This is a genomic window from Glycomyces sp. NPDC046736 (genome assembly GCF_040645615.1).
Classification (GTDB): Bacteria; Actinomycetota; Actinomycetes; order Mycobacteriales; family Micromonosporaceae; genus Glycomyces.
The window spans coordinates 1-25,329 of the sequence record NZ_JBEYYO010000027.1; the positions used below are offsets into that span (position 1 = coordinate 1).

General features: G+C 68.1%; 21 protein-coding genes. 7 read left to right on the plus strand and 14 right to left on the minus strand.

Features of this window, described 5'->3' with window-relative positions; translation table 11 throughout:
- The 4 genes from AB0B28_RS21210 to nuoK form a co-directional block, all read right to left on the minus strand.
- A partial coding sequence (locus AB0B28_RS21210) for a proton-conducting transporter membrane subunit (RefSeq protein ID WP_360124206.1) occupies nucleotides 1–1,316 on the minus strand: 1,316 nt, incomplete at its 3' end.
- Nucleotides 1,317–2,750, minus strand: coding sequence for an NADH-quinone oxidoreductase subunit M (locus tag AB0B28_RS21215; protein ID WP_360124209.1), 1,434 nt, complete (start codon nucleotides 2,748–2,750; stop codon nucleotides 1,317–1,319).
- Nucleotides 2,751–2,823: 73 nt separating this feature from the next.
- On the minus strand, nucleotides 2,824–4,626 hold the full coding sequence (locus AB0B28_RS21220) for an NADH-quinone oxidoreductase subunit L (RefSeq protein WP_360124212.1): 1,803 nt from the start codon (nucleotides 4,624–4,626) through the stop codon (nucleotides 2,824–2,826).
- Entirely contained in the window at nucleotides 4,623–4,937 is a 315-nt protein-coding gene (gene nuoK / locus AB0B28_RS21225; protein WP_360124215.1) for an NADH-quinone oxidoreductase subunit NuoK, read from the minus strand. The genes AB0B28_RS21220 and nuoK overlap by 4 nt, the downstream gene beginning before the upstream one ends.
- Before the next feature lie 191 nt (nucleotides 4,938–5,128).
- On the opposite strand from nuoK, the gene AB0B28_RS21230 reads away from it, so the two are divergent.
- Nucleotides 5,129–6,991: a serine hydrolase domain-containing protein gene (locus AB0B28_RS21230; protein WP_360124218.1), complete on the plus strand. Its 1,863-nt coding sequence runs from the start codon at nucleotides 5,129–5,131 to the stop codon at nucleotides 6,989–6,991.
- A gap of 53 nt (nucleotides 6,992–7,044) precedes the next feature.
- Here AB0B28_RS21230 and AB0B28_RS21235 read toward each other — a convergent pair whose 3' ends face one another.
- From AB0B28_RS21235 to AB0B28_RS21245, 3 genes are all read right to left on the minus strand, one after another.
- Nucleotides 7,045–7,425 (minus strand): hypothetical protein, encoded by a 381-nt coding sequence (locus AB0B28_RS21235; RefSeq protein ID WP_360124221.1) that lies wholly within the window; start codon nucleotides 7,423–7,425, stop codon nucleotides 7,045–7,047.
- A 517-nt stretch (nucleotides 7,426–7,942) separates the two neighbouring features.
- Nucleotides 7,943–8,155, minus strand: coding sequence for a hypothetical protein (locus tag AB0B28_RS21240; RefSeq protein WP_360124224.1), 213 nt, complete (start codon nucleotides 8,153–8,155; stop codon nucleotides 7,943–7,945).
- Nucleotides 8,156–9,240: 1,085 nt separating this feature from the next.
- Nucleotides 9,241–9,558, minus strand: a complete 318-nt coding sequence (locus AB0B28_RS21245) for a hypothetical protein (protein ID WP_360124227.1) — start codon at nucleotides 9,556–9,558, stop codon at nucleotides 9,241–9,243.
- Between the two features lie 707 nt (nucleotides 9,559–10,265).
- Between AB0B28_RS21245 and AB0B28_RS21250 the strand changes: the two genes are divergently transcribed.
- A complete protein-coding gene (locus tag AB0B28_RS21250) occupies nucleotides 10,266–11,129 on the plus strand; it encodes a helix-turn-helix transcriptional regulator (protein ID WP_360124230.1) in 864 nt (287 codons plus the stop codon).
- The gene (locus AB0B28_RS21255; RefSeq protein WP_360124233.1) at nucleotides 11,126–11,356 is read left to right on the plus strand and encodes a DUF397 domain-containing protein; all 231 of its coding nucleotides are present in this window, start codon (nucleotides 11,126–11,128) and stop codon (nucleotides 11,354–11,356) included. Before AB0B28_RS21250 ends, AB0B28_RS21255 begins: the two co-directional genes overlap by 4 nt.
- Nucleotides 11,357–11,455: 99 nt before the next feature.
- Here AB0B28_RS21255 and AB0B28_RS21260 read toward each other — a convergent pair whose 3' ends face one another.
- Nucleotides 11,456–12,196 (minus strand): DUF4097 family beta strand repeat-containing protein, encoded by a 741-nt coding sequence (locus AB0B28_RS21260; protein WP_360124236.1) that lies wholly within the window; start codon nucleotides 12,194–12,196, stop codon nucleotides 11,456–11,458.
- A complete protein-coding gene (locus tag AB0B28_RS21265) occupies nucleotides 12,193–12,834 on the minus strand; it encodes a TetR family transcriptional regulator (protein WP_360124239.1) in 642 nt (213 codons plus the stop codon). The genes AB0B28_RS21260 and AB0B28_RS21265 overlap by 4 nt, the downstream gene beginning before the upstream one ends.
- Before the next feature lie 622 nt (nucleotides 12,835–13,456).
- On the opposite strand from AB0B28_RS21265, the gene AB0B28_RS21270 reads away from it, so the two are divergent.
- Nucleotides 13,457–14,827 (plus strand): DUF222 domain-containing protein, encoded by a 1,371-nt coding sequence (locus AB0B28_RS21270; protein WP_360124311.1) that lies wholly within the window; start codon nucleotides 13,457–13,459, stop codon nucleotides 14,825–14,827.
- Between the two features lie 318 nt (nucleotides 14,828–15,145).
- On the opposite strand, the gene AB0B28_RS21275 is transcribed toward AB0B28_RS21270, so the two are convergent.
- Complete coding sequence (locus tag AB0B28_RS21275) at nucleotides 15,146–15,808, minus strand: TetR/AcrR family transcriptional regulator (protein WP_360124242.1); 663 nt, start codon at nucleotides 15,806–15,808, stop codon at nucleotides 15,146–15,148.
- 110 nt (nucleotides 15,809–15,918) lie between these two features.
- On the opposite strand from AB0B28_RS21275, the gene AB0B28_RS21280 reads away from it, so the two are divergent.
- Nucleotides 15,919–16,626, plus strand: a complete 708-nt coding sequence (locus tag AB0B28_RS21280) for an NAD(P)-binding oxidoreductase (protein ID WP_360124314.1) — start codon at nucleotides 15,919–15,921, stop codon at nucleotides 16,624–16,626.
- Here the strand turns inward: AB0B28_RS21280 and mqnP are convergent.
- Both mqnP and AB0B28_RS21290 read right to left on the minus strand, forming a co-directional pair.
- Entirely contained in the window at nucleotides 16,623–17,507 is an 885-nt protein-coding gene (gene mqnP, locus AB0B28_RS21285; RefSeq protein ID WP_360124244.1) for a menaquinone biosynthesis prenyltransferase MqnP, read from the minus strand. The two genes, AB0B28_RS21280 and mqnP, sit on opposite strands and share 4 nt — an antisense overlap.
- The gene (locus AB0B28_RS21290) at nucleotides 17,500–18,969 is read right to left on the minus strand and encodes a menaquinone biosynthesis decarboxylase (protein WP_360124247.1); all 1,470 of its coding nucleotides are present in this window, start codon (nucleotides 18,967–18,969) and stop codon (nucleotides 17,500–17,502) included. Before AB0B28_RS21290 ends, mqnP begins: the two co-directional genes overlap by 8 nt.
- Before the next feature lie 340 nt (nucleotides 18,970–19,309).
- Here AB0B28_RS21290 and AB0B28_RS21295 point away from each other — a divergent pair, with 340 nt between their 5' ends.
- Both AB0B28_RS21295 and AB0B28_RS21300 read left to right on the plus strand, forming a co-directional pair.
- Complete coding sequence (locus AB0B28_RS21295; RefSeq protein ID WP_360124250.1) at nucleotides 19,310–20,896, plus strand: MFS transporter; 1,587 nt, start codon at nucleotides 19,310–19,312, stop codon at nucleotides 20,894–20,896.
- 14 nt (nucleotides 20,897–20,910) lie between these two features.
- Nucleotides 20,911–21,561, plus strand: coding sequence for a TetR/AcrR family transcriptional regulator (locus tag AB0B28_RS21300; protein ID WP_360124253.1), 651 nt, complete (start codon nucleotides 20,911–20,913; stop codon nucleotides 21,559–21,561).
- A gap of 140 nt (nucleotides 21,562–21,701) precedes the next feature.
- Here the strand turns inward: AB0B28_RS21300 and AB0B28_RS21305 are convergent, their stop codons facing one another.
- Together AB0B28_RS21305 and AB0B28_RS21310 are read right to left on the minus strand one after the other, a co-directional pair.
- On the minus strand, nucleotides 21,702–23,462 hold the full coding sequence (locus AB0B28_RS21305) for a glycoside hydrolase family 6 protein (RefSeq protein ID WP_360124256.1): 1,761 nt from the start codon (nucleotides 23,460–23,462) through the stop codon (nucleotides 21,702–21,704).
- A gap of 345 nt (nucleotides 23,463–23,807) precedes the next feature.
- Nucleotides 23,808–25,217, minus strand: coding sequence for a glycoside hydrolase family 6 protein (locus AB0B28_RS21310; RefSeq protein ID WP_360124258.1), 1,410 nt, complete (start codon nucleotides 25,215–25,217; stop codon nucleotides 23,808–23,810).
- Nucleotides 25,218–25,329 lie beyond the last annotated feature (112 nt).

A 25,329-nucleotide genomic window follows, 5' to 3' on the forward strand; every position in this document is an offset into this window, starting at 1 on the left:
CGTCCGTCGCCCGCGTCGCCCGCGTCGCCCGCGTCGCCCGCGTCGCCCGCGTCGCCCGCGTCGCCCGCGTCGCCCGCGTCGCCCGCGTCGCCCGCCTCCTCGCCGCCGATTCGCGTGCTCACGACGCGACCGCCCGCGCCGCTTCCGGCTCCGCTCACCGCCGCCATGATTCCGGCTTTTCCGGCATTTGCCTTCAAATCGGACCCCTGGGGATCCCCCGATTTCAATACTTCCTCAGGGGTACGACGTTCTTGAGCTGCGAAAATTCCTTGCGTCTGCGGGCGGACTGCCGTCAGGGCCGCGAACGCCCCGGCTTCCAACAGCACGAAGAACACCGCGTACGCCAACGCCGCCGAAGCCGCTACCGCCGCGTCCATCCGACCCGCCGCCGTCGTCAGCACCGCCAACGGCGCGAGCGCATACCCCGCGTGCGCCACCCCGCTCCAGGCCAGCAGCGGCACCGTCCGGCGCTGCACCAGTGCCGCCAGGTTCCCCACCGCGATCGAGCCCACGCTCAGGACCACCAGCACCAGGCCCGCGCTCCGCTGCGCCTCCGGCGCTCCGGCGAGCCCGAAATGGACGACCCACACCACCGCGACCGCGCCGCCGAGCTTCGACGCGCTCGCCAGGTACGTCGCCACCGGCAGCGGCGCGCGTTCGAGCACCAGCGGCGCCCACGCGTGCAGCGGCACCGCCGCGAGCTTGAACGCCAAGCCGCCCAGCAGCAGCGCCACCCCGGCTGCCGTCAGCCCCGCGTGCGCGCCCGCGAGCTCGGCCGCCAACCCGCCAAGGTGCACCGTCCCGCCCGCCGCGTACAGCAGTGCCGCGCCCATCAGCGCCGTGGCCGAGGACGTCACCGACGCGATGAGGAACGTCACCCCCGCCTCGGCGCCCGCGCGGCCCGGCCGCGTCACCAGCACGTACAGCGGCAGCGTCAACGTCTCCAGCGCCACGATCAGCCCGATCAGGTCCCGCGCCCCCGCGAGCGCGATCGCGCCCGCCGCCGAGGCCGCCAGCAGGAACCAGTACTCGCTCGCCTGCCGCCCGCTGAGGGCCGCCACCAGGACCGCGAGCGAGGCGAACAGCGCCGCCGCGCCCATCGCGGGAGCATCGGCCACATAGGAGTGCCACTCGCCCACGGCGAACGTCTCCCGCACCGGACCGACTCCGACCCACACCGCCGCCGCTCCGGCCGCGGCGAGCCCGATCATCATGGCCGCCTTGGCGAACCGGCCCGCGAACAACGCGAGCACCGCGGCCCCCGCCGCGAGGTACAGCGGCAGCAGCGCCGCGTGGTCGATCTGTTGGACCCGCATCTACAGCAGCCCTCCCGCGAACAGGTGCAGCACCAGCCCCGGCGCGAGCCCGAGCACCAGCGTCCCGAGCACCAGCGGGGCCCAGATCGCGGCCTCGGCGACGCGCACGTCGCCGATCCCGAGCGCCGCCGGAGCCACCGGCCCGTGGCTCACCCGCTTGAGCATCCGCAGCAGATACGCCGCGGCCAGGAACGCCCCGAACGCCGCCGCAGCGGCCAGCGCGATCCACTCCCCGCCGCGCTCGGCGGCCGCGTAGACGGTGAACGCCTCGCCCCAGAACCCGGCCAGGCCCGGCAGCCCGAGCGAGGCCAGCGCCCCGAACCCGAGCAGCCCGGCGAGCGCGGGCGCGGCGATCCGAAGCCCGCCGAGGGCATCGAGACGCCCGGTGTGGGTGCGGTCCTTGACGGCGCCGACGAGGAAGAACAGCAGCGGCGTGATCAGCCCGTGTGCGAGGTTCCCGAACAGGGCCGCCCGGATGCCCGCCTCCGTTCCGGCCGCGAACGCGAGGACCACGAACCCCATGTGCCCCACCGAGGAGTACGCGATGAGCCGCTTGAGCTCGGGCAGCCGCAGACACACCAGTCCGGCGATGAGGATCCCGAGCGCGGCGAGGACGGCGAGCACCGGCGCGGCCTCGGCGGCCCCTTCGGGCGCGAGACCGCCCGCGACCCGGATGAGCCCGTACGTGCCGAGCTTGAGGAGCACCCCGGCGAGCAGCACGGACCCGACGGTCGGCGCGGCGGTGTGCGCGTCGGGCAGCCACGAGTGCAGCGGCCACAGCGGCGCTTTGACCGCGAACCCGATGGCCAGCAAGGCGAACACGAGCAGCGACACATCGGCCGAGACGCCCCCGCCGCGGATGATCGCCCCCAGCCCGGCGCTCCCGGTGTCGGCGATCGCCGCGAACAGCCCGGTGGCCATCAGGAGCGATCCGGCGACGGTGAACAGCGCGAACTTGGCGGCCGCGTGCCGCCGCGCGGCCGGATTGCCGAAGTGGTGGATGATCGCCCACATCGGCAGCAGCACGGCCTCGAAGGCGATGAAGAACAGGACGAGGTTGTCGGCAAGGAACACGAGCGTCGAAGCGCCCTGCACCGCGAGCAGCAGTGACGTGAGGGTCGCCGACGTGTCGCGATGGAGTGCATTGTGGAGGCAGCAGAGCAGTCCGAGGAGCGCGGTCAGCGCGACGAGCGGCCACGAGATGCCGTCGACCGCGAGCGCGAAGTCCAGGTACAGCGAAGGGGCCCAGGCGAACCCGAGCTCATGCCACCACCCGCTCCCCGCGCGCCCGATCGGCAGCAACGCGACCGTGACGAGTGAAAGCCCGGCAGCGGCTACGCCAATTCGATGCGCAAACGGTTCGCGCCGCAACCCCCACACGGCCAGCGATCCGACGAGTGGAAGCGCCACGGCCACAACGAGAAGCGCGCTCATTAGCGGCCTCCCAAGCGTCGCAAGAGAGTACGGTTTTTCGCCGTCGCCGTCCCGGTGGTGCCGCCCGCTGCCCTTACCCGTGCCACAAGCTCACCCCGATCGCCACCACCGCGACCACCAACGTGCCCGCCACACTGATCCGCAGGTACCGCACGAGCCCGCCCCGGTGCCCGGCCGCCGTCTCGCGGGCCGCCGCCAAGGTCGCCCGCGCCGAGCCCTCCACCGCGGTCCGGTCCACGAGGTGCTCGTCCAACGCCGACGCCGCGAAGCTCGCCGCCCGCGCCAATCCCCGCGTCGTCTTGGCCGCCAAGCGTTCCCCGTACAACCCCTCAGCGAGCGCCGGTCGCGCCCGGCCCAGGATTCGCGCCGGGTCCATGTCGGTGCCGCCGCGCCGCTTCGCCCGCGAGCGGTCGCGCCACCACGAGTCGGCGACCACCGCGACCCCGCCGGCCGTCGCCAGCAGCAGCAACGCCATCAAGTCGAAGTGCAGCGGCGGCAAGCGGAACGGCCCCGTGTAATACACGACGCCGATGCCCACGGTCGCGACCATCAACGCCCACAGGCTCAACGACTCAGATCGCGACACCGTCGGGAGTGGACTTCGCTTCATGGGTGCGCGCCAGAACAGCAGCAGCCACAGCCGCGCCGCGTACGCCGCCGTCAGGATGCTCGCCACCACCCCGGCCCAGAACACGACCACGCCCGCGGGCGTCCCCGCCTCGTAGGCCGCGCCGAGCACCGTCTCCTTGGAGTAGAACCCGCCCAGCGGCGGCAGGCCCGCCATCGACGCCAGGCCGATCGTGACCGCCCAGAACGCCAACGGGGCCTCGCGCGGCCGCAGCCTGGTGTCCCGCAGCGAACCTCCCGTGCCCGCCAAAGTGATCACCACCCCGGCCGCCAGGAACAGCAGGCCCTTGAACGCCGCGTGCGAGACCAGGTGGAACAGCGCCGCGTCACCGGCCGCGACCGCCACGGCCGCGAACATGAACCCGACCTGGCTCACCGTCGACCACGCCAGCACGCCCTTGAGGTCCCGCGCCGCCAGAGCGCACAGGCCCGCCCCGACCATCGTCACCGCGGCCGTGACCGCCACGGCCAGCAGCAGCTGCGGGGGCCAGAGCGGCAGCAGCCGCGTCAGCACGTACGCCCCGGCCGCGACCATCGTCGCGGCGTGGATCAGCGCCGACACCGGGGTCGGGCCCGCCATCGCCGGCGGCAGCCAGATCTGGAGCGGGAACTGCGCGGACTTCCCTATGCAGCCCAACAGGATCAGCAGCATCGCGGCCGTTGCCGTCCCGCCGCCGACCTCGATCTCGCTGATGCGGAACGTCCCGGCCGCAGCCCCGAGGATCATCACCCCGAGCACGAAGCCCACGTCGCCGAACCGCGTCACCAAGAACGCCTTCGCGGCCGCGCCCGGCGCGGCGGGCAGCTTCGCGTAATGGGCGATGAGCAGGTACGAGCACGCGCCCATGACCTCCCAGCCCACGAGCAGCAGCACCAGGTCGTCGGCGCAGACCACGAGCAGCATCGCGGCCAGGAACAGGTTCACCTGCGCCGCGAACGGCGCATACCGCGGATCGTCCCTCAGGTACGCCGCCGAGTAGACCTGCACCAAGACTGTTACGAACACCGAGGCCAGCGCCACCGCGACGGCGGTGGGGGAGAGGTCGAACGCCGCCGACACCTGCACCGAACCGAAGTCCGCCAACGTCAAAGCGCCCACCGGATTCGCGAACGCGCACCAGAGCGCGACGCCCAGTGCCGCCGAAGGCCCCGCGACCGCGAGCACTCGGGCGATGCCTCGGTCGCGCACGAGCAGCCCGACCAGGCCCAGCAGGGCCGGGACGGCGACGAGCAGCACGGCGGCGGTCATGGGCGTTCACCGCCGGACGATTCCTCGGGAAGGTCGTCGGTGTCGATGCTCGCCCGCTCGCGCCACAGGTTCAGGATCAGCGCCAGCCCCACTCCGACCTCGGCGGCCGCGATGACCACGATGAACAGCGCGAAGCTCTGTCCGGTGAGCGAACCTTGGACCAGGTCGGTGGTCACGAGCACGAGGTGCACGCCGCCGAGCATGAGTTCGGCGGCCGCGAGCTGCATGACGGCGTTGCGTCGAGTGAGGACGCCGTAGAGCCCGATCGCGAAGAGCCCCACGGCGATCAGGTAGCCGATCAGGGGATGCACGAGGCCCTCCCCGGAGGGATGAGATCGGTCGATCGGGGCCACATGGCCTCATCTTGGACTACCGGGCACCCTGAAGTCCAGCGTCGAGACCGTCTTGATACTCGTCGATCTCACCGGTAGGGCCTGCCCTACCGGACACCGGCCGGTCTGCTGCATTGGGAGAACCCCTGTGTCCCAATAACGTTCTAGGCATGATCAAGCCCGCATCCCTCCTGGTCCCGGCGCTGGCCCTCGGCGCCGTGCTCACCGCCGCGCCCGCGAACGCCCAGGACGCCCCCGCTCCCGTCGCCGAGCTCATCGACGCCCGCATGGCCGAGTTCCTGGAGGACATCGAACTCCCCGGCGCGACGGCCGCGCTGGTGGTCGACGGCGAGGCGGTGCTCACCGAGGCCTACGGCGAGGCCGTCGTGGACGGAGCGCCGTTCGAGGCGGACACCGCGTACTACACGGGGTCGATCGCGAAGCTGTTCACCACCGCTTCGGCGCTTCAGCTCGTGCACGAGGGCGCGCTCGACCTCGACGCCGACGTCAACGACACCCTCACCGGGTTCGCGATCCCGGACACCTACCCGGGCGAGCCGATCACGTTGCGGCACCTGCTCACTCACTCCTCCGGTTTCGAGGACGGCATCCTCGGCTGGAGTCGCTGGGCGCCCGAGGACATGCCGACGCTCGCCGAGTTCGCCGAGGAGGCCGTCCCCGAGCGGCGGCGCGAACCCGGGGCCGTGGTCACCTACAACAACTACGACATGGTGCTCGCGGGCGTCCTCATCGAGGAGGCCTCCGGGCAGTCCTACGAGGACTACGTGGCCGAGCACGTGTTCGCGCCGCTCGGCATGGAGGACAGCGAGGTCGTCCGCGCCGAGCCCGCCAAGGGCGCTGAGGTCGCCGAAGGCTACCGGTACGCGGAGGGTCAGATCCCGACCGCGGGCCGCCTCTCCCCGGGCACGCCTTCCGGCCCTGGGGTGCTCACCTCGGTGGAGGACATGAGCCGCTTCATGATCGCGGTGATCGAACGGGACCCGGCCCTCGGCGAGGGCGTGGCCGAGCAGATGACCACCCGCCAGTTCGGCCCCGACGACCGCATGCCCGGGATGGGCTTCAGCTTCGAAGAGTTCGCGGGAGCGAACGAGGGCGTCTGGTTCAAAGGCGGCGACGTCCCCGGCTACCACAACGCGATGGTCCTCGTCCCCGAGCAAGGCATCGGCTTCTACCTGGGATACAACGGCGACGGCCCGGCGGACGGCGACGTGGAGGACGACGCTTCAGCGATCCTCGACGACGTCCTGACCGAACTCGGCGCGCTCCCCGACCCGCCGACCCTCGCCCCGGTCGAGGTGGGCGACCTCGACCGCTACACCGGCGAGTACGTCAGCACCCGCACCTCGAACTCCGACTTCACCGAACTGATCCGCGTTTTCGACCCGGTGACCGTGCGGGCGGAGCAAGGCGAGCTGGTCACCACCGGTCTCTCATCCGAAGAGCGGCACTGGGTCCCGGTAGGCGAGGACCTGTTCCAGGAACGAGACGGCACCGCCACGATCGCCTTCACCGCAGACGGCCTGATGCTCTCCAGCGAAAGCCCGACCAGGGCCTACACCCCCGTCCCCTGGTACGACTCGGCCCCGATCCACCTCGCGGGTCTGGCCTTCGGCGCACTGATCCTCGTGGTCGGTTTCCTGACGCTCACCATCCGAGCCATCGTGAAGCTCTTCCGCAGAGGCGACCGCAACCCGGCTTTGCGCACGGCGACGGCAGTCCTGGCCTGGCTCCTCGCAGGAACCGCCCTGGGCATGCTCACCCTGATGATGACCCTGATGACGGACATGAACCTGATGAACCAACACCTGAGCACCGCCTCCGCAGAACTGACGACGGTTGCGGCCCTGTCAATCGGAACGGTCGGCCTGACACTGCTGACCACCTTGACCTTCATCATCACAGCAACAAAACGCCAATGGACCAAGGCCACAGCTGCGTCATACACCCTGATGCTCCTCGCAGCCCTCGCCTTCTCCGCAGTGCTCATCACCCTCAACCTGGCCGCCTTCTGAGAACCAACTTGCCGAAGAGCGTGGCTCAGTCGGGAAGGACTGTCGGTGCCGGTTTAGGTGTTCGGTCCGTGCCCGTTGATTCGCTTCCTTCGCGTGATGAACAGCGCTTCGAGCCACATCTGGTTGACCGTGCGCCAGAACAGGTCATTGGCGGCGGGCGCTGAGATCGGCAATGTTCGATACCCCTTGTCGCCGGTGATGAACGCGTTGAGGACAAACACGTTGAACACGGCGAATCCGAGCGGCACCATGGTCACAGGGAAGAGCCAACCGAGCAGTTCCGGGCTCCATGCCCCGGAATCAATCACCAAGCCGAGCATGCAGGCAACCCAGAGGGGGAATGCGATCCGCGCTCCCCACACTGCCCGGCGGTACTGGGGTTGGGCAAGGACTTCTTGCTCGATGGCGCTGTCGCCGAAACGGGTACGCGGCATGGATCTCCGTTCGAAAGGCATGATCAGGGGTTGGACGCGGGCTCTGCGAACATGTGTATGTATCAGTATCGCAGTCCTATTAGGCATCCTGCATGCACCAGTTCGACTGAAAATCCTGCCCGGAGATCTGTCCGTGGGCGTTCGGCTTCGAGGCTGGTGGGGTTGGGGTTAGTGAGGGCGGCGACAACGAGGTGGCCGCTGGGCCGGGCGGGTTCTGCGGCTGCCCGGTCTGTTTGGGTTGGGGTTCAGGCGGCAGCGACAACGAGGTGAGGGGTTGGCGCGGGTTGTTGTCGTTGCCGGGCCGGTTTGGGCCCGAGTTCGGGCGGCAGCGACGAAGGAGTGAGGGGGCGCTGCGGGCTGTTTGTCGGGGCTAGGCCCGATCGGGGCTGGGTTCGGGCGGCAGCGACAAAGAGGTGGGGGAATGGTGCGGGCTGTTCTCGGGGCCGGGCCGGTTTGGGCCCGGGTTCAGGCGGCAGCGACGAAGGGGCGAGAGGGCGCTGCGGGCTGTTTGTCGGGGCTAGGTCCGATCGGGGCGGGGTTCGGGCGGCGGCGATGAAGAGGTGGAGTGCGGTGCGGCTTGGGTTGTCGTGGCCTGGCCGGCGTGGGTGTGGGTGTGTCCCGGAGCGTCGGTGGCGGTGGTGGTGTGGCTGTTGGCGGTCGCGGTGGGCATGGTGGAAGTGCCGGTCGCGGTTCCCGTGTCGGACATGCTGATGGTCGTGGTGTGCTGCATCGCTGTTCACCTCCTTCCGCTTCCTCGTGACCCGGGTTCGTGATGCCGGGTTTGACCGGTGGTGGCCTTCGCTTTTCGTGCCCATGCTGCCTCGGCCCTCGGCCTTTCGGCGTCGCGCCCACTCTTCCTCAGGCCTGGTGCCTTTCGGCCCTGGCCCATACGGCCTCGGCGCTCCGCCTCCTTGGCGTTGCGCCCATGCCGCTTCGGCTCTTCACCTTCGCGGTGGCAAGCCATGGCGTGTCGGGCCTTCGGCCTGTCGGTTTCGTGCCCTCGCTTCAGGTGGCCCTCGCCTTGCGGTGTGGGCCGGTACACGGCGTGCGTGGGGGTGGTGCGGTGTCCTTGTCTCCGTGGCAAGGCCGTAGCAGGTTGCCCTCATCGCTGCGTCGTGGTTGTCTCGAGTGGTCTGGCCCGGGAGTGGATACCCGGTGAGGGAGTGTCGTGCTCCCTTGCCAGTCCTGACCGCCTCGATACGGTGTGCCTCGTTCTACCGACACTGCCTCCTGGCCAGGGTGATCCCGACCAAGTGATCTCTGGGCCCTCCCTGATCCCATGTCCCGCTCTGAGACAAGCTGCCGGAAGCGACCCAAACCCGATCGCACCAAGGATTGAGTTCGACCCACCCCCGAAAGCAAACCGGGAGCGCGAGATGGTCGGCTCGATCTTCGCCGCAGTGACGAGCGGGCCAGAGGCTTGGCTTAGTCTGCTTGCACCCAACACGCCACCCGTACGAAAACCATGTCCCTGTACGTACCCCAATCATCCCACCCACCACGGGTCACCGTCATCACCCACAGGGGTACACAACACTCACATTCGACCCGAACCCCAAGCACCGCAAAGCAACTCAACCAACCCCACCCGACCACTCACCCCGTTGTCGCTGCCGCCTTTGACTTTCCCCACCACACACCCGAATGCCACCGATCGACCCCACCCGACCACCCGGCTCGCTGTCGCTGCCGCCTTTGACCTTCCCCACCACACACCCCGAGGCCGAGCGCAGACCCCGGCCATGCGGCGCAGTGGCGGTGATCGGAGGCCCTGTAGATCTGGCGTACCTCTGGTACCGCCGTCGTCGCCGGGGCTTAGCTGGTTCGGTGTTGGTTGGCGCGCTTGCGGATGGCGGCTTTGGCTTGGGTGAAGCAGGTTTGTTGGTAGTCGGCGCGGAAGAAGACCTCGCGGGCGAGGCGGAGGGCGTCGGTGCGGAGTTCGGTGGGGCAGCCGTCGTCGAGGTCGGCGGTGGGGGCTCCTCGGAGGGAGCGGACCACGCCGACCGGTTCGGCTTGGGAGCTGTAGAGCAGCATGATGCGGACTTCGCCCTCGGCGAGGTCGGGGATGAAGCGGAAGCAGTGCCCGCCGCGACGGATCATGACCGAGCGGTCGGTCGGCGTGCGGTTGCTCATCAGCCCACCACCCCGAGCAGCGGGCGAGGTTGGGGAACGGGTTTGGGCCTCCGGCGGTGGCGGGTCGGGCGCGACCAGCGGAGCTGGAGGTCGGCGTCGGTGAGTTCCCCTGAGACGAGCGCGGCCTCTCGCTGGGCGGCGCTGGCGGCGGCGATGAAGACTCGGGCTGCGAATTCGCGCTCGGGGCAACCGTGACGGCCCCAGGGAGCGCCGCACCAGGCACAACGCAAGCGCCCGAACCCGAACCAGCTCCGGATGGGTTCGTGGAGTTGCAGGTCGATCTTGGCCCAGCCGGGGATTGGATCGGAAGGTACGCTGATAAGACCCATGAGAAGCCTCGCTTTCTCTAGGTTGCGCGGCCCGCCGGTCTAGGTTCCAAGCTTTCTCGGCGGGCCGCTGTCTGTGTGCAGCCATGTGTAGTTGATGTGTGCGGTTGTAGATGCCCGCCCGGCCCGGTCCCACCGGCGCCGAGGCGCCACCAGACCGGACGGGCCCGGCCCGGGAAGGCGGCAAGGCTCCGCTCCACCCAACGGAACCCTTGCCCTGCAAGTCATCCCACCCAAGCCTCAGAACCAGGCTTCTCGTCGCGATCATTGACGCGACTTCCATAATGATGGTGTAGTACCACTTGTCGTGTCAAGGCCATCTGTGGAGTGTTGCTGACTTTTTGGGTGTTAGGGTCTACGAAAGTTCCCCGAGGAGGCGAGATGACTGAACCGAAAGGTCCCACCTGGCGGGCGAAGTGGCTGGGGCAGAAGCTCCGTGACCTGCGGAAGAACAAGGATCTCGGCATCAAGGATGTCGCCGACTACCTCGATTGCGGCACGACGACGGTCAACCGGTTCGAGATCGGAACCTTCCCGGTGAAGACCGACACGCTGCTGCGTTTGATGGACCTCTTCGGTGTGGCGGAGCGTGCTGAACGAGCGAAGCTTGTCCACATCGCCGAGAATGTCGCTCAGCGAGGATGGTGGGACAGCCTGGTCTCCGACCAGGCGTTCGCTGACTTCGTATGGGCGGAGAACAACTCGCAGGCGATCCATGACTTCCAAACCTCGGTTTTCTCTGGCCTGGTTCAGCATCCCGACTACGCCGAGGCGCTCATTCGGGCTGGCTCAGGTGATCTCTCGGAAGGCGAGATCGCGAACCTGATCGAGGCCCGGCTCCAGCGTGGGGCGCTTCTGCGAAGGTCCGCCGGTCCGGCCGCTCGATTCTTGATCCATGAGTCGGTTTTTCACCAGCGACTTCCTGGAGTACCGGCATCGGTACATGCCTCGCAATTCAAGCATCTGCTTGAGCTCCAAGAGCTTCCAAATGTGGAGATTCGGATCTTCCCAATGGCCTCGGCGGCGCACAACATCCGTGGTGTAACCAGCAGCTTCACGATCCTAGAGATGCATGAGTCATGGCCCACATTGCTGCATGTTGAGACTCCTGTGGGCGCGGTCGTTGCGGAGACCCCTGACATAGACTCGTTTACAGGCATCTACGACCTGCTTTGGCAGGACGCCTTGCCTGAGAAGCAGACGATTGTGCAGGTCTCAAAGAAGTTGAAGGAAGTGGAACAATGAGTCATGGTGCTGGCACCACCGGTCGCTGGTCGCGTGATCTGTTCCGAAAGAGCAGCCGCAGCAACGGCTCTGGCAACGGCAACTGCGTGGCGGTCGCCGTCGTCGGCGGCGATGTCGCATTGGGGGACACGAAGTCTCCTGTCGCCGACAGCTATGCGAGCCTCCGCGTGAGCACCGCCGACCTCGGCGCGCTGGTCACCGGGATCAAGTCCGGCGACCTCGCCTAACTCCCGGCCCGAACAACCCGGCGCGCTCCCCACTGCAAGGGGGAGCGCGCCTTCTTCGTCCCGGCCTCTTCGTCCCCGGCTCCCCATTGGGCGCGGCGGTCAATCCGCGGTGCGCAGCCTGACGGCGCCGTTCTCGGTGGTGACGTCGATGCGGTGGGGGCTGGCCTCGCTTTCGGCGAGCCCGTTGTCGACATCGCCGCTGTCGGTCGTCGTCGTGACCTGATATTCGGCGGAGGGAACCGTGACGGTGACCGTGCCGTTCTCCGTCGTGACTCGCACCTGGTCGGGGGCTGTGCTGAAACCGAGGTCGATCGCGCCGTTCGAGGAGACTGCTTCGACGCTCCCGGAAGAAACATCGGCGATGGTGATCGCGCCGTTGTCGGTGCGCAGATCGAGCGGACCCGCGGCATTCTCGATCGAGATCGCGCCGTTGTCGGTGCTGATGGTCGTCGCGACGCTCAGGGCGCTGGCGGTGACCGAGCCGCTGTCGCCGTTGACGGTCACCGGTGTCGCGGCGGGGATCGTGACCTCGTACCTGATCGTGCAGTCACCGAACAGGCTGAAGCCGCAGTCGGCCGTCAGGTCGAGCGTGCCGTCGTCGAGGGTCGGGTCGGCCTCGACCTCGCGGCCGGAGGTGGCGTGGCGCGTGACCGTGATGGCATCCTCCGCTTCGCCTGGTTCGGCCTCGCGGATGTCGAGCTCGGCGCTCGTGACTTCGATGGTCAGGTCGCCGCTGAAGGCGCCGAGATGCCAAGTGCTCTCGTCGGTCCCGGTGGCGCAACCGCCGAGTGCTGCGGTCAGAGCGAGTCCGAGCGCCGTCGCGATGGGCGTGATCCTCATTTGGTTCCCCCGGGTCGCTCAGCTGCGAGGAGCGCGGTGAGTGTGGCGCTGATGGCCGCCTCGACGGTCGCGGCGTCGACGCGCTCGGGATCGACGGCGTACTCCATCGACAGGCCGTTGCACAGGCAGTGGACGATGAGCCCGGCCAGTTCGGGATCGACGGCGGTGCCGCCCTCCAACCGTTCGGCCACAGTGGCGATCGCCTCGGCGGCAGCCTGCCGCTGAGTCCGCCGGAGCGGAGCGAGAACCGCCCGAACCCGCGCATCGCGCCGAGCCCGCGACGCGAACTCAAGACCAAGCTGACCACGCTCGACATCCCCGGTGATCTCGCCCGCAACGAGCCGCGCCGCATCCGCAGCGGCACTGTGTACGTCGTCGCCGCCATCGAGCCGCGCCATGACCGCACCGAGCTCGGCATCGGCCCGATCGGCCAGAACTGAGCCGAACAATTCCTGCTTGGACTTGAAGTTCGAGTAGACAGCGCCCTTGGTGAACCCAGCACGAGCAGCGATGTCCTCCAAGCGGCTCTCGCTGTATCCACGCTCGGCGAACTCCTGCGCAGCGGCCTCACGGAGGCGCCGCTGGACTTCAGCGCGCGGCGTTCGTCTGGCGATGGGGGGTGGGGTGGAGTCGGTCATGATTGAAACTTAGCATACTCGCTAGTATTGAGTACTCGTGAGTATGGGTTTGGTTGTGGCCGGGTTCGTTTGGGTCGGGGTTCGGGCGGCGGCGACAACGGGGTGCGGGGCCGGTTCTGGCTGGTGCTCGGCTTTCTGCGGCGGGTGGGTGCGGGTTTTTTGGCGGCGACAACGGGGTGGGCGGGGGCCTGGGGTCGGTTTTCGTGGCCGGGCCTGTTCGGGCCTGGGTTAGTGCGGCGGCGACAACGAGGCGGGCGGCGGCCTGGGGTGGCTTTTCGTGGCCGGGCCCGTTCGGGTTGGGGTTCAGGCGGCGGCGACAAAAGGGTGAGCGGGAGCCGGGGTGGGTTTGCGTGGCCGGGCCCGTTCGTGGCGCGGCGCGCGGGGGCTGTGACCTGGGAATATGAGTGGTCTTTCCCCTTGTGGGTGATGACAGTGTGTTCGTGGGGTTCTAGTATTGAATCAGCACGAACAAGCGAAAACCACGAGATCGTTCGAGGAGGTGTTTCCAATGGCAGCCTGTACCCCCACTCCTACCCGTTCCGAGAAGACCGCTGCTATCCGGAGCGTCCTCGATGAAGCCGCGAGCGCGATCAATGATTTCCATGCCCGGGTGTTGTCTGCGGTGATTGAGGCGCAGGCGTGGAAGATCCACCGGGATGTCGACGGGTACTCGGGGCTGCGGGATTGGTTGTGCGCGAAGTTCGACTTCCACACCCGCACCGCCGCTGACATCGCGGCGATCGCCCGCTTGTCCCGCAAGTTCCAGGTCCTCTCTAGTGCCGCGACCGCTGGGAATGCTCGGATTGATCAAGTGGCGTTCGCAGTCCGGCAGCTCGACCGGACTCCGGCGATGCGCTTGTTCGCCCGCACCCCGTTCCGTGCCCCGGTGGTCTCCCCCTTCGACCCTGAGGTTTCCTGCGAGACGCCTGAAGCGCTGATCGCCCAGTACTGCGCCCATGCCCCGTTCAAAGACCTCCAGCGGCATCTCGATGAACTCGCCGCGCACCTGGCCGAGGAGACCGAGCTGCTCGAAACCCTCGGGGAGCAGTCCCTGCAATGGATCGAACTCACTGAGCAGGGCAACGGCATGTGGTCGCTCTCAGGCGAACTCGCCGATGAGACCGGGCGCCTGCTCGACAAGTACTTGAAGACCGCCTGCCCGCCGCCGAGGCAGGATGAGACCGACGCTGAGGGTGTTTTGCCTGCGAAGGCGAACCGGGATGCCGAGACCCTTCACCAGCTCTTGGCCGGATACGGCACCAGCCCCGAGGCGGCCACACGCCACGGCCACACCGCGACCCTTGACTTGGCTGTCGATATTGAGACGTTGCAGGGCAAGGACACTGACCGGATCCCGACCTTGGAAGGCCGCCCGGTCTCGGTCGCTCAGGCCCGCCTGCTGGCGTGCGAGGCAGGAGTGATCCCCTCGGTGTTCAACTACCAGACTGGGGAAGCGATCGAACTCGGCCGAGCCCTGCGTCTCCCCAACACCGCCCTCCGCAGGAAGCTCGAACTCGAGCAACCCCAGGGTTGCGCTTGGTACGGATGCGACCGGCCGATCGCCTGGACCGAAGCCCACCACATCCAACACTGGGCCGACGGCGGCGAGACCACCGCCGATAACCTCATCCTGTTGTGCCGCTTCCATCATGGCCGGATCCACACCCAAGGCTGGACGGTCGAGAAAACCGGCCCCGGCCAAGCACTCATCACTCACCACGATCACGACACGACCGGCACCGCCGCCAATCAATGCGCGACCGGGTGTGGTTGCGAGGACTGGCGCACCGATCGTGACATCGACGCGGAGAACCAAGACTCCGACTGGGATGTGTTCCCGACCGGGCTCTACCGGACCGAATGGCCGCAGACCATGAAACCGGACCTGGACGCCAGAGCCGAAGCGGTCTCAAGGGAACGAGCACACGCCGCCCTCAAAGCAGCGAAAGCGCGATGCAGGGAACGCTTCACAACCGCCAAACAACAGGCCTAAACGCCTGGGGCACCAGCATGCCCAAAACCAACCCACCCCCAAAACCCGGGCCCAACCCGCGCAGGGAAGCCGCATTCCCCGCCCCACCCGGCCCCACGCCTCGTTGTCGCCGCCAAACAACCCGGGCCCAACCCACACCGGAAAGCCGCAGCACCCGCCCCACCCATCCACTCACCCCGTTGTCGCCGCCAAAAGACCCGGGCCCAAGCCACACCGGAAAGCCGCAGATCCCGCCCGGCCCGGCCCCACACCCCGTTGTCGCCGCCGCAAGAACCCCGACCCCCTCACACCGGAAACTAGCCGAACAAGCCCGTCACCTCACCAAACACCCCGCTTACCCTCCAAACCTTCAAGGATGAGGTCAAGACCGATGCCGAACTCGTCGCCGTAGTCATAACCCGGCTTGAGGGCGTGTTCTGCCGCCATAGCTGTCAGGTGCGGGTACTCGTCGGCGGGCACCAGGGTCATCATCTCCTCGGCCGCCTCTTCCATGCCGCCTTTGTCGTCCAGCGGCAAAGCGTGCTCTTGGATCGCGAAGCCGTAGATGTAGCTGTCCATCATCGAGAATGCATGGGCCGCACCGGTGATCGTGAATCCCCCTGCCCGGAGACACCCGATCACCGTGTCGTGGTGGCGCAAGGTGGCCTGGCCGGGGCTCAAGCGGGAGTCCATCAGGCCCACCGCCCACGGATGGCGCTTGAGCGCAGCGCGCATCGAGTCGCCGCGCTGGCGCATCGCCGTCCGCCAGTCCGCGCCCGGCTCGGGGAGTTCGACCTCGGAGAAGACCAGGTCGACCATGCCGTCGAGCAGCTCGTCCTTGTTGCGGAAATGGTGGTACAGCGCCATGGCCCGCACCCCGAGCCTCTCGGCGAGCTTGCGGGTGCTCGGCACCGAACCAGCGCCCTCATCGGCCATCGACACCGCGGTGAGCAGCACCTTCTCCCGGCTCAGAGGGTCGCGGCGGGCGGTTGGGTCGGTCACGGGCGGCTCCTGTTCGATGAGGCTGCGGCTTCGTACTTTACACCGTACGGTTTTCCTGTACAGTGTAAAGGCAGAAGCACCCTTCGAACGAGGAGCACGACATGGAACCCATGGAGATCGTCCCGCAGACCGGCGTCGGCAAGCGCGTCTGCATTGTCGGCGCGTCCGGGAAGCTCGGTCGCTACATGGTCCAGCACGCACTCGACCGCGGCTACGAGGTCGTGGGCGTCTGCCGCGAGAAGAGCGTCCCCAAACTCGACGACTACGCCAGCCGCATCACCGTCCACGGCGGCAACACCAACGATCGCGAGGTCATCGCCCGAGCCGTCGAAGGCTGCGACGCGGTCCTGGCCGTGCTCGTCCCTTGGGGCGTGCACGACTACTCCTCGGGCACCGCGAAAGCCGTCATGGACTACGCCGAACCCGAAGCGCGCCTGGTGTTCTCATGCGGCTGGCACATCACCCGCGATGGCGAAGACCGCTACTCGTGGCGCATCAAGGCCGCGCTGGCCCTCGCCCGAATCCTCAAGGTCACGCGCCTGGTCGACATCCAGGACCAGTACCGGGCCACCGACGCGATCTTCGCCAGCGACACCCGCTGGACCGTCGTCCGCGGCTGCGACCTCGAAGAGGGTCCCGGCGAAGGCCTCCCGGTCTGGAGCCGCCACGTCGGCGACCCGGTTCTGGAGAGCAACCTGGTGCGCCGCACCGACTTCGCCCGCTTCATGGTCGAGGCGATCGACGACGACGCCCTGATCCGAGAAGCCCCGGCGATCGTCGGCTGCCGCTCGGCCTCGGCGCTGGCCAACGCGAACTAACGCAGCAGCAGGTCGGCCAGGGCGAACGCGAAGAGCGCCACGGCCACGAAGCCGTTCGCGGTGAAGAAGGCCCGGTTGACCTTCGAGAGGTCGCCGGGCTTGACTACCGCGTGCTCGTACACCAGGGCCACGGCGACCACGCCCAGGCCGATCCAGTACAGCCACCCGAAACCGGTCAGGAACCCGAACCAGGCGAACAGCCCCCACGCGATCGCGTGCGTCACCGACGAGGCGTGCAGCGAGGCCTTCACGCCCCACCTGGCCGGGGTCGAGTGGACGCCGATCTCGCGGTCGACCTCCACGTCCTGGCACGCGTAGATCAGGTCGAACCCGCCGATCCAGAGCCCCACGGCCGCACCGAGCACGATCGCCGGGCCCGAGCCCTCGAACGTGCCGGTCACGGCCAGCCACGCGCCGACGGGCGCGACCATCTGGGCCAGGCCCAGCACCGCGTGCGGGTAGTTCGTGAAGCGCTTCGCGTACGGGTACACGATGAGCGGCGCGACCGCGAGCGGACTCAGCATGAGGCACAACGGGTTGAGCAGCGCCGCCGAGACGAGCAGGAGCACCAGGCTCACCGCGCAGCCGACGTAGGCCGTGCGCAGCGAGACCTTGCCGGTCACCAGCTCGCGCCCCGCGGTGCGCGGGTTCTGGGCGTCGATCCCGCGGTCGATGATCCGGTTGGCGGCCATCGCGAGCGTCCGCGCGCTCACCATCGCCACGGTCACCAGCACCAGGACCCACCAGCTGAACGCGTCCTCCAGCACCATCACCGTGAGCGTGGCGAGGTAGGCGAACGGCAGCGCGAACACCGAGTGCTCGAACGCCACGAGCTTGAGGAAGTCCTTGACGTGGTTGGGTTTGGGCAGTGTCTCAGTCAATTCCGTACGCTCTCCAACGACGATCCACAGTGGCCTTCACCGCGGGATCCATCTCCATCGCCTCGGGCCAGCCCCGCGTGTAGCCCTCCTCGGGCCACTTCGTGGTGGCGTCGATCCCGGCCTTGCCGCCCCAGAACTGGTGGTACGACGCGTGGTCGAGATGGTCCACCGGGCCCTCGGTGAGCAGCAGGTCCCGCGAGTAGTCCACGTTCCCCAAAGCGCGCCAGGCGACGTCGCGGTAGTCGTGGACGTCGCAGTCGGCGTCGACGACCACGATGAGCTTCGTCAGGCTCATCATCTGGAGCCCCCAGATCGCGCTCATGACCTTCTGCGCCTGCTTGGGGAACTTCTTGTCGATCGAGACGATCACGCAGTTGTGGAACACCCCGGCCGCGGGCATGTCGTAGTCCACGACCTCGGGGATCATGATCTTGATGAGCGGCAGGAAGATCCGCTCGGTGGCCTTGCCGAGCCCGTGGTCCTCCTGCGGCGGAGCCGAGGTGACGATCGTGTGGTAGATCGGATTCTGCCGCATGGTCATCGTCTCGATGTGCATCACCGGGAACGGCTCGACGGGCGTGTAGAACCCGGTGTGGTCCCCGAACGGGCCCTCGGGCAGCCGCTCGCCGGGCTCGGCCCAGCCTTCGAGCACGATCTGCGAGTTGGCCGGGACCTGGAGCGGCACGGTCAGGCAGTCGACCATCTCGACGCGCTCGCCGCGCAGGAACCCCGCGAACAGGTATTCGTCGATGTCCGGCGGGAGCGGCGCGGTGGCCGCGTAGGCCATCACCGGGTCGGGCCCGATCGCGATCGCCACCGGCAGCCGCTCGCCCAGGCGCTCGGCCTCGGCGTAGTGGCTGGTGGAGTTCTTGTGGATCTGCCAGTGGAGCCCGATGGTGCGCGCATCGTGCTGCTGGAGCCGGTAGAGCCCGACGTTGCGCTTGCCGGTCTCGGGGTGCTTGGTGTGGGTGAGCCCGAAGTTGTGGAAGACGCCCCCGTCGCCGGGCCACACCTGGAGGCCCGGGAGGAGGTTCAGGTCCACGTCCTCGCCGGTCAGGACCACCTCTTGGCACGGGGCCTTGCGGATCTTCTTGGGCGGCACCGACTTGAGCTGCATGAGCTTGCCCAGGCCGTCGCGGATGCCCGCCCAGCCCACCGGGAGCTCGGGCTTGGCCAGGGCCCCGATGCGGTCGCCGATCTCGTTCAGGCTCGCGACGCCCAGGGCCTTGGCCATGCGCTCCTCGGTGCCGAACAGGTTGATCGCGAGCGGGATCGCGCTGCCGGTCGGGCGCTCGAACAGCAGCGCGGGGCCGCCGTCCCTGACCACGCGCTGGGTGATCTCGGAGATCTCCAGGTTCGGGTCGGCCTCGACCTGGATCCGCTTGAGGTCGCCGTCGGCTTCGAGGGCGGCCAGGAACGACTGGAGGTCCTCGTACGGGAACTTGGGTGCCACGAGGCCCATTCAACCACCCGGGGCCCGGCCCGCCCGCCTCCCCCGAAGCGGAGTGAACACGGCACGCGTCGTCGGACCCCGCCGATACGATTTCCTGTGACACGTATTACGATACGGTACCGTATCGTTTCTGAACGTCGTACGCTCAGAGTCAACACCACAAGAGGATCTCGATCCTCCGCGCATAGCGACCCTCGCGCCCCGGGCCCGCGTCACACCGCCCGCCCGCCGCGCGTCACCACTGCATAACACTCACCGCCCGGTCGGCGCCGCGGCGGACAATCACAGCACGACGCCCGCAGGCGACGAAGCCCGAACGCGTCCGTGCCATCCGCAGAATGGAAACCCAGTGAGCGAAACCCGTTCCGAACCGGTCGTCGACACAGACGACCAGGGCCACCCCCGCCGGTGGGCCATCCTCAGCGTGCTGGTCCTCAGCCTCATCGTGGTCGTCCTCGACAACACCGTCCTCAACGTGGCCATGAAGACCCTCGCCGACCCGAACGAAGGCGTCGGCGCCAGCCAAGGCGACCTCGCCTGGATGATCAACTCCTACACCCTCGTCTTCGCAGGGCTCCTGTTCGCCTCCGGCATCATCGGCGACCGCTTGGGGCGCAAGCGCATGCTCCTGGCCGGCCTCGTCGTCTTCGGCATCGCCTCGCTGCTGTCGGCCTACTCCACCACCCCCGACCAGCTCATCTGGTACCGCGCCCTCATGGGCGCCGGCGCGGCCATCATGATGCCCTCCACGCTCTCGCTCCTGCGAAACGTGTTCTCCGCCAAGGAATTCCCCAAAGCCCTCGGCATCTGGACCGGCGCGGTCGGCATCGGCGGGGCCATCGGCCCCATCGTCGGCGGCGCGCTCCTGGACCACTTCTGGTGGGGCTCGGTCTTCCTCATCAACGTCCCGATCGTCATCTTCGGCCTCATCGCCATCGCGATCCTCGCCCCCGAATCCAAGGGCAGCCAGGCCAAGGCCGACTTCGTCGGCATGGCCCTCTCGATGATCGGCCTCGTCAGCCTCACCTACGGCATCATCGAAGCCGGCGACGCCGGTTCGTGGACCGGCATCGAGGTCTGGGGCACCATTGCCCTCGGCGTGATCGTCCTGGCCGCGTTCGTGCTCTGGGAGCGGCGCATCCCGCACGCCTCCCTGGACATGAAGCTGTTCAAGAACACCCGCTTCTCCGCGTCCTCGGCCATCATCACCCTCACCTTCTTCGGGATGATGGGCCTGATGTTCTTCATGACCTTCTACCTCCAGATCCTGAAGGGCTACTCGCCGCTGGAGACCGGCCTGCTGTTCCTGCCGTTCGGCGCCTCGATGCTCATCTTCGCGCCGCTGTCCAACACCCTGGTGCAGCGCTTCGGCGCCAAGACCGTCGGCATCGTCGCGATGCTCCTGGTCATCTCCAACTCCGTGGTCACCGCCACGGTCTTCCAAGCCGACACCTCGGTCTGGGTCGTCATCGTCCTGTTCTTCATCACCGGCGCCGGCATGGCCAACCTCATGCCGCCCGCGATGAACACGCTCATGTCCTCGGTGCCCAAGGAGAAGGCCGGGGTCGGCTCCGCGCTGGCGAACACGCTCCGCCAGGTCGGCGGCGCGCTCGGCGTGGCCGTGCTCGGCACGATCATGGCGCAGACCTACCAGAGCCAGATCGGCCAGGCCGCGCCCGAGCTGCCCTCGGCCGCGACCGAGTCCTACGCGGCCACCTACGGCGCGCTGGAGACCGGGCTGATCCCGCAGGACGCCTCGATCGTGCAGGCCGCGAACGACTCGTTCATCACCGCGCTCCACTCCACCGCGTGGGTCGCGGGGGCCGTCGGGTTCGTCGGCCTCCTCGTGATCGCCCTGTACTTCCCCGGCAAGCGCCGCCAGGGCGCCGAGTCGGCCACCTCACCGGCCGCCGAGCCCGAGTACGTCGAGGTCTGAGGGAGAATCGAGTCATGCCTCCCGAGCTCAGCGATGAAATGACCAGAACCGACGCCGCGCCGTCGGCCCCCGCCAAGGGCCGCCCCCGCAGCGAAGCGGTGAGCCTCTCCATCCTGGAGGCCGCCCTGGACCTCATCGCCGAGCACGGGACCATCGCCGACGTCAGCGTCGAGGCGATCGCCGAACGCTCCGGGGTCTCCAAGGCCACGATCTACCGGCGCTGGAGCTCCAAGGAGGAGCTCATCGTGACCGCCGTCGAGCGCCTCAAGGCCCCGATCCCGGCCACGATGCCGCGCACCTCGCTGCGCGCCGACCTCGTCCACATCGCCAACAACATGCGAAAGACGTTCGGGGCCAGGGACCGCAAGGTCTTCAAGTGCATGATGATCGCGGTCAAGGAACCGGAGTACAAGCAGCACCACGACCTCATGGTCGAGCAGCGCCGCCTGTTCATCCGCGACACGTTCGCCTACTGGGCCGAACGCGGCCACGTGGCCGAGGACGTCGACCTCGACCTGGCCGTGGCCATGTTCATCAGCCCGATGCTGACGATCTTCGTCTACGGGCACTACAACGAGCTGAACCGCCCCGAGACCGTCGAGCAGTTCATCGACTACGTACTTCGCGGCATCGGCGGACCGCTCTGCGAGTCCCCAAGCGCCTGAACACGACGCGAAGCCCCGGCCGAAAGGCCGGGGCTTCGCCGCGTTCACGACCGGGCCCCGCCGTCCCGCGGGGCCCGGTCACCGGAAGGAACCGAGAGTGAGGTCGGGGAGCGGGGCCCGGCTGCCCGGGCCCCACTCAGCTAGTTGATCGGCGGGTAGGCGTTCTCCAGCAGCTCCTGGAACTGCTCGGAGGACCAGTGGCCCGAGACGGGCATGTTGTCGCGAGCGCCCGAGAGGTTGTTGCCGTTGCGCGGGTTGCCCTCGTAGGTCGGGTCGCACATCCGGTCGAAGCCCTTGCCCTCGTCGTTGTCGATCAGCTCGGAGGAGCCGTCCGACTCACCGGGGGGCTTGATCCACACGTAGGCGTCGATCCAGGGCTCGGGGTCGGCCTGCGGCCGCTCACCGAGACCGGCACCGGCCTGGTTGCACCAGTTGCCCTTCTGGATGCGCTGGTCGATACGGGACTCGTCGACGAAGGTCACCGGGTCCGTGGAGCTCGACGTGCCGGTCGGGCGGTAGTCGCCGCCCCAGCCGTTGCGGCTGGTGTCGATCAGCATGCCGATGTCGGAGTTGAAGCCGTTGGCGATGAGCTCGGTGCGCAGCGCCTGCGTGAAGTCCTTCTCGTTGTTGTAGTCGTTCCAGTCCACCCAGGGGAGGTTGGGGTTCTGGTTGAGCGGCTGGCCGCCGACGTTCTGGTTGACCGCCCAGTACGGCTCTTCGAGCGCCGAGTAGTTGGCCGTGTTGGAGATGAAGCCGTGGACGTCGTCCGCGGTCATCCCGTTCTGCCCGATCAGCGAACCGAACAGCGCGGCCGAGGCGCGGAAGTTGTCGTACTCGGGGTTGTCGTCGCCCCAACCGATCCAGCCGTGGTGACCGGCGTCGATGTAGTTGTACGTGTTGGGCAGCGCGCCGAGCTCCGCGGCGGCGTACGAGACGCCGTCGACGTAGTTGCCGTTCGCCTTCATCACGTCGCACTCGGGCGTGGCCGTCTCACGAGGCGACACGTTCGTCACCAGGTTCGGCAGCGAGTCGATCTCGATCACGTTGACGATCTTGAGGTCCGCGTAAGCGGGGTCGCCTTGGATCGCGACGATCTCGTCGATGTACTCGCTCTTGTACTCGTCGATCTCGTCGGGAGCGAGCTGGCCGTTGGACGCCAGAGCGGCGCAGTCGCGGCCGGGCAGGTTGTAGATCACGACCTGGATCAGGTCGTAGCCCTCGGCGACCGCGTGGTCGAGGTGGTCGGCCAGACCCATCGAACCGGTGGTCGGCGAGTCGTTGCCCCAGATCGCACTCGTCTGGTCGAGCCAGACGCCTGTGGGCTCGTTCGCGATGGCCGAGCCGCCCGGCTCGGCCGCGGCGTTCGCCGACCACTGCGGGTTCACGTAGACGTTCGCGCCGGTGTAGGGGTTGTCGACCTTGTCGCCCACGGGCGGGTCGGTCGGCGGGTCCGTGGGGTCCGGCGGGTCGGTCGGGTCGACGTCGCCGTCACCGCACACGGTGCCGTTCACGGTGAACTGCCCGGGCGCGGTAGACGATCCGTTCCCGATGAAGCCGAACACCTCGACGCTCTGGCCGGAGGCGATCGAGCCGTTCCAGCCGACGTCGCCGCCGGTGAAGCGGGTGCCGCTCTGGCTCCAGTCGACGTTCCACGCGCTGGAGACGGTGGTGCCGGCCGGGAAGTCCCATTCGACCTCCCAGCCGTTGATGGCCGTCCCGGCCGAGATCACGACGTTGGCCTGGAAGCCGCCGCCCCACTCGCTGATGACGTTGTAGTCGACCTGACATCCCTCTTCGGCGAGTGCCTGGTTCGCCGAAACGAAGGTCAGCCCGCCCGCGGCGAGCGCACCGACGGCCACGCCGGTGAGCGCCAGTCTCCTTCTTCTTCTGGGTACTTGCATGTGCTGTAGTCCTCCGGGGTCTGTGGGTCGCCGACGGCGGCCCGAAACGGGTGCCCATCGAGGGAAGCGCTCCCAAGATGTGTATTGATAATCTCCGATATATTGATGAACTGTCAAGAGCTCCGCCAGGATATTTCGAACCCGACGTCCGTTCGGGCAACCGAATCGAAGGCGACCTGCCGACAGGCAAGCGCTTGAATCAGTGAAAACGCTCCCGCGCAGAGCCGGAGATCGGCCCCGAAAAAACGGCGGCGGGGCCGCGCTCGCGCGCGGCCCCGCCGTCTTCCTCAAGGCGGAGTGCCGGTCCGCCCGTCCCGGCCCTGCGACCGGGACTCCTGCCTTGCCCTAGTTGACGGGCGGGTAGGCGTTCTCCAGGAGTTCCTGGAACTGCTCCGAAGACCAGTGGCCCGAGATCGGCATGTCGTCGCGAGCGCCCGAGGGGTTGTTCCCGTTGCGGGGGTTGCCCTGGTAGTCGGGGTCGCACATCTCGTCGAAGCCCTTGCCCTCGTCGTTCGGGATCTCCTCGGAGGCGCCGTCGGACTCACCCGGAGGCTTGATCCACACGTAGGCGTCGATCCAGGCCTCAGGCGAGGCCTGCGGGCGCTCGCCGAGGCCGGCACCGGCCTGGTTGCACCAGTTGCCCTTCTGGATGCGCTGGTCGATGCGCGACTCGTCGACGAAGGTCACCGGGTCGGTCGAGGACGACGGGCCCGTGGGGCGCACGTCGCCGCCCCAGCCGTTGCGGCTGGTGTCGATGAGCATCCCGATGTTCGAGTTGAAGCCGTTGGCGATCAGCTCGGTGCGAAGGGCCTCGGTGAAGTCCTTCTCGTTGTTGTAGTCGTTCCAGTCGACCCACGGCAGGTCCGGGTTCTGGTTGAGCGGCTGGCCGCCCACGTTCTGGTCGACCTCCCAGTAGGGCTCCTCCAGCACCGAGTAGTTCGCGGTGTTGGAGATGAAGCCGGTGACGTGGTCGGCGGTCATCCCGTTCTGCCCGATGAGGGACCCGAACAGGGCCGCGGAGGCGCGGAAGTTGTCGTACTCGGGGTTGTCGTCGCCCCAGCCGATCCAGCCGTGGTGGCCCGCGTCGATGTAGTTGTAGGTGTTCGGCAGGGCGCCGAGTTCGGCCACGGCGTACGAGACGCCGTCGACGTAGTTCCCGTTGGCCTTCATCGTGTCGCACTGCTCGGTCGCGGTCTCGCGCGGTGAGACGTTGGTGATGAGGTTCGGCAGCGAGTCGATCTCGATCACGTTGACGATCCGCAGGTCCGCATAGGCGGGGTCGGCCTGGATCGCGACGATCTCGTCGATGTACTCGCTCTTGTAGCGTCCGATCTCGTCCGCGGCCAGCTCGCCGTTGGAGGCGAGCGCGGCGCAGTCGCGGCCGGGCAGGTTGTAGATCACGACCTGGATGAGGTCCGCGCCCTGGGCGACGGCCTCGTCGAGGTGGTCGGCCAGGCCGTAGGAGCCGGTCGTGGGGGAGTCGTTGCCCTCGATGGCGCTGATCTGGTCGAGCCAGACGCCGGTGGGCTCGTTCGCGATGGCCGAGCCGCCCGGCTCGGCGGCCGCGTTGGCCGCCCAGATCGGGTTGACGTAGACCTGCGCGCCCTCGTACGGGTTGTCGACCTTGGCCTGCGCGGCGTCGGCGTCCGAGGTGACCTCCTCGGCGCCCGCGGTGTTCACCGCGACGGCGCCCGCGGTGGCGGCCAGGGCCACGGCGGTGATCGCCCCCCAGCGCCTTTGCTTGCTTCGACTCATTGTCGTCTGCCTTCCCTTGGTCGTCGGCGTGACGGTCGGCGGGAACGGCTCCGCGGGTACCGGGTTTGCGGAAGCGCTCCCAACTTCACATCGAAGTTTGCCTATGTCTCAC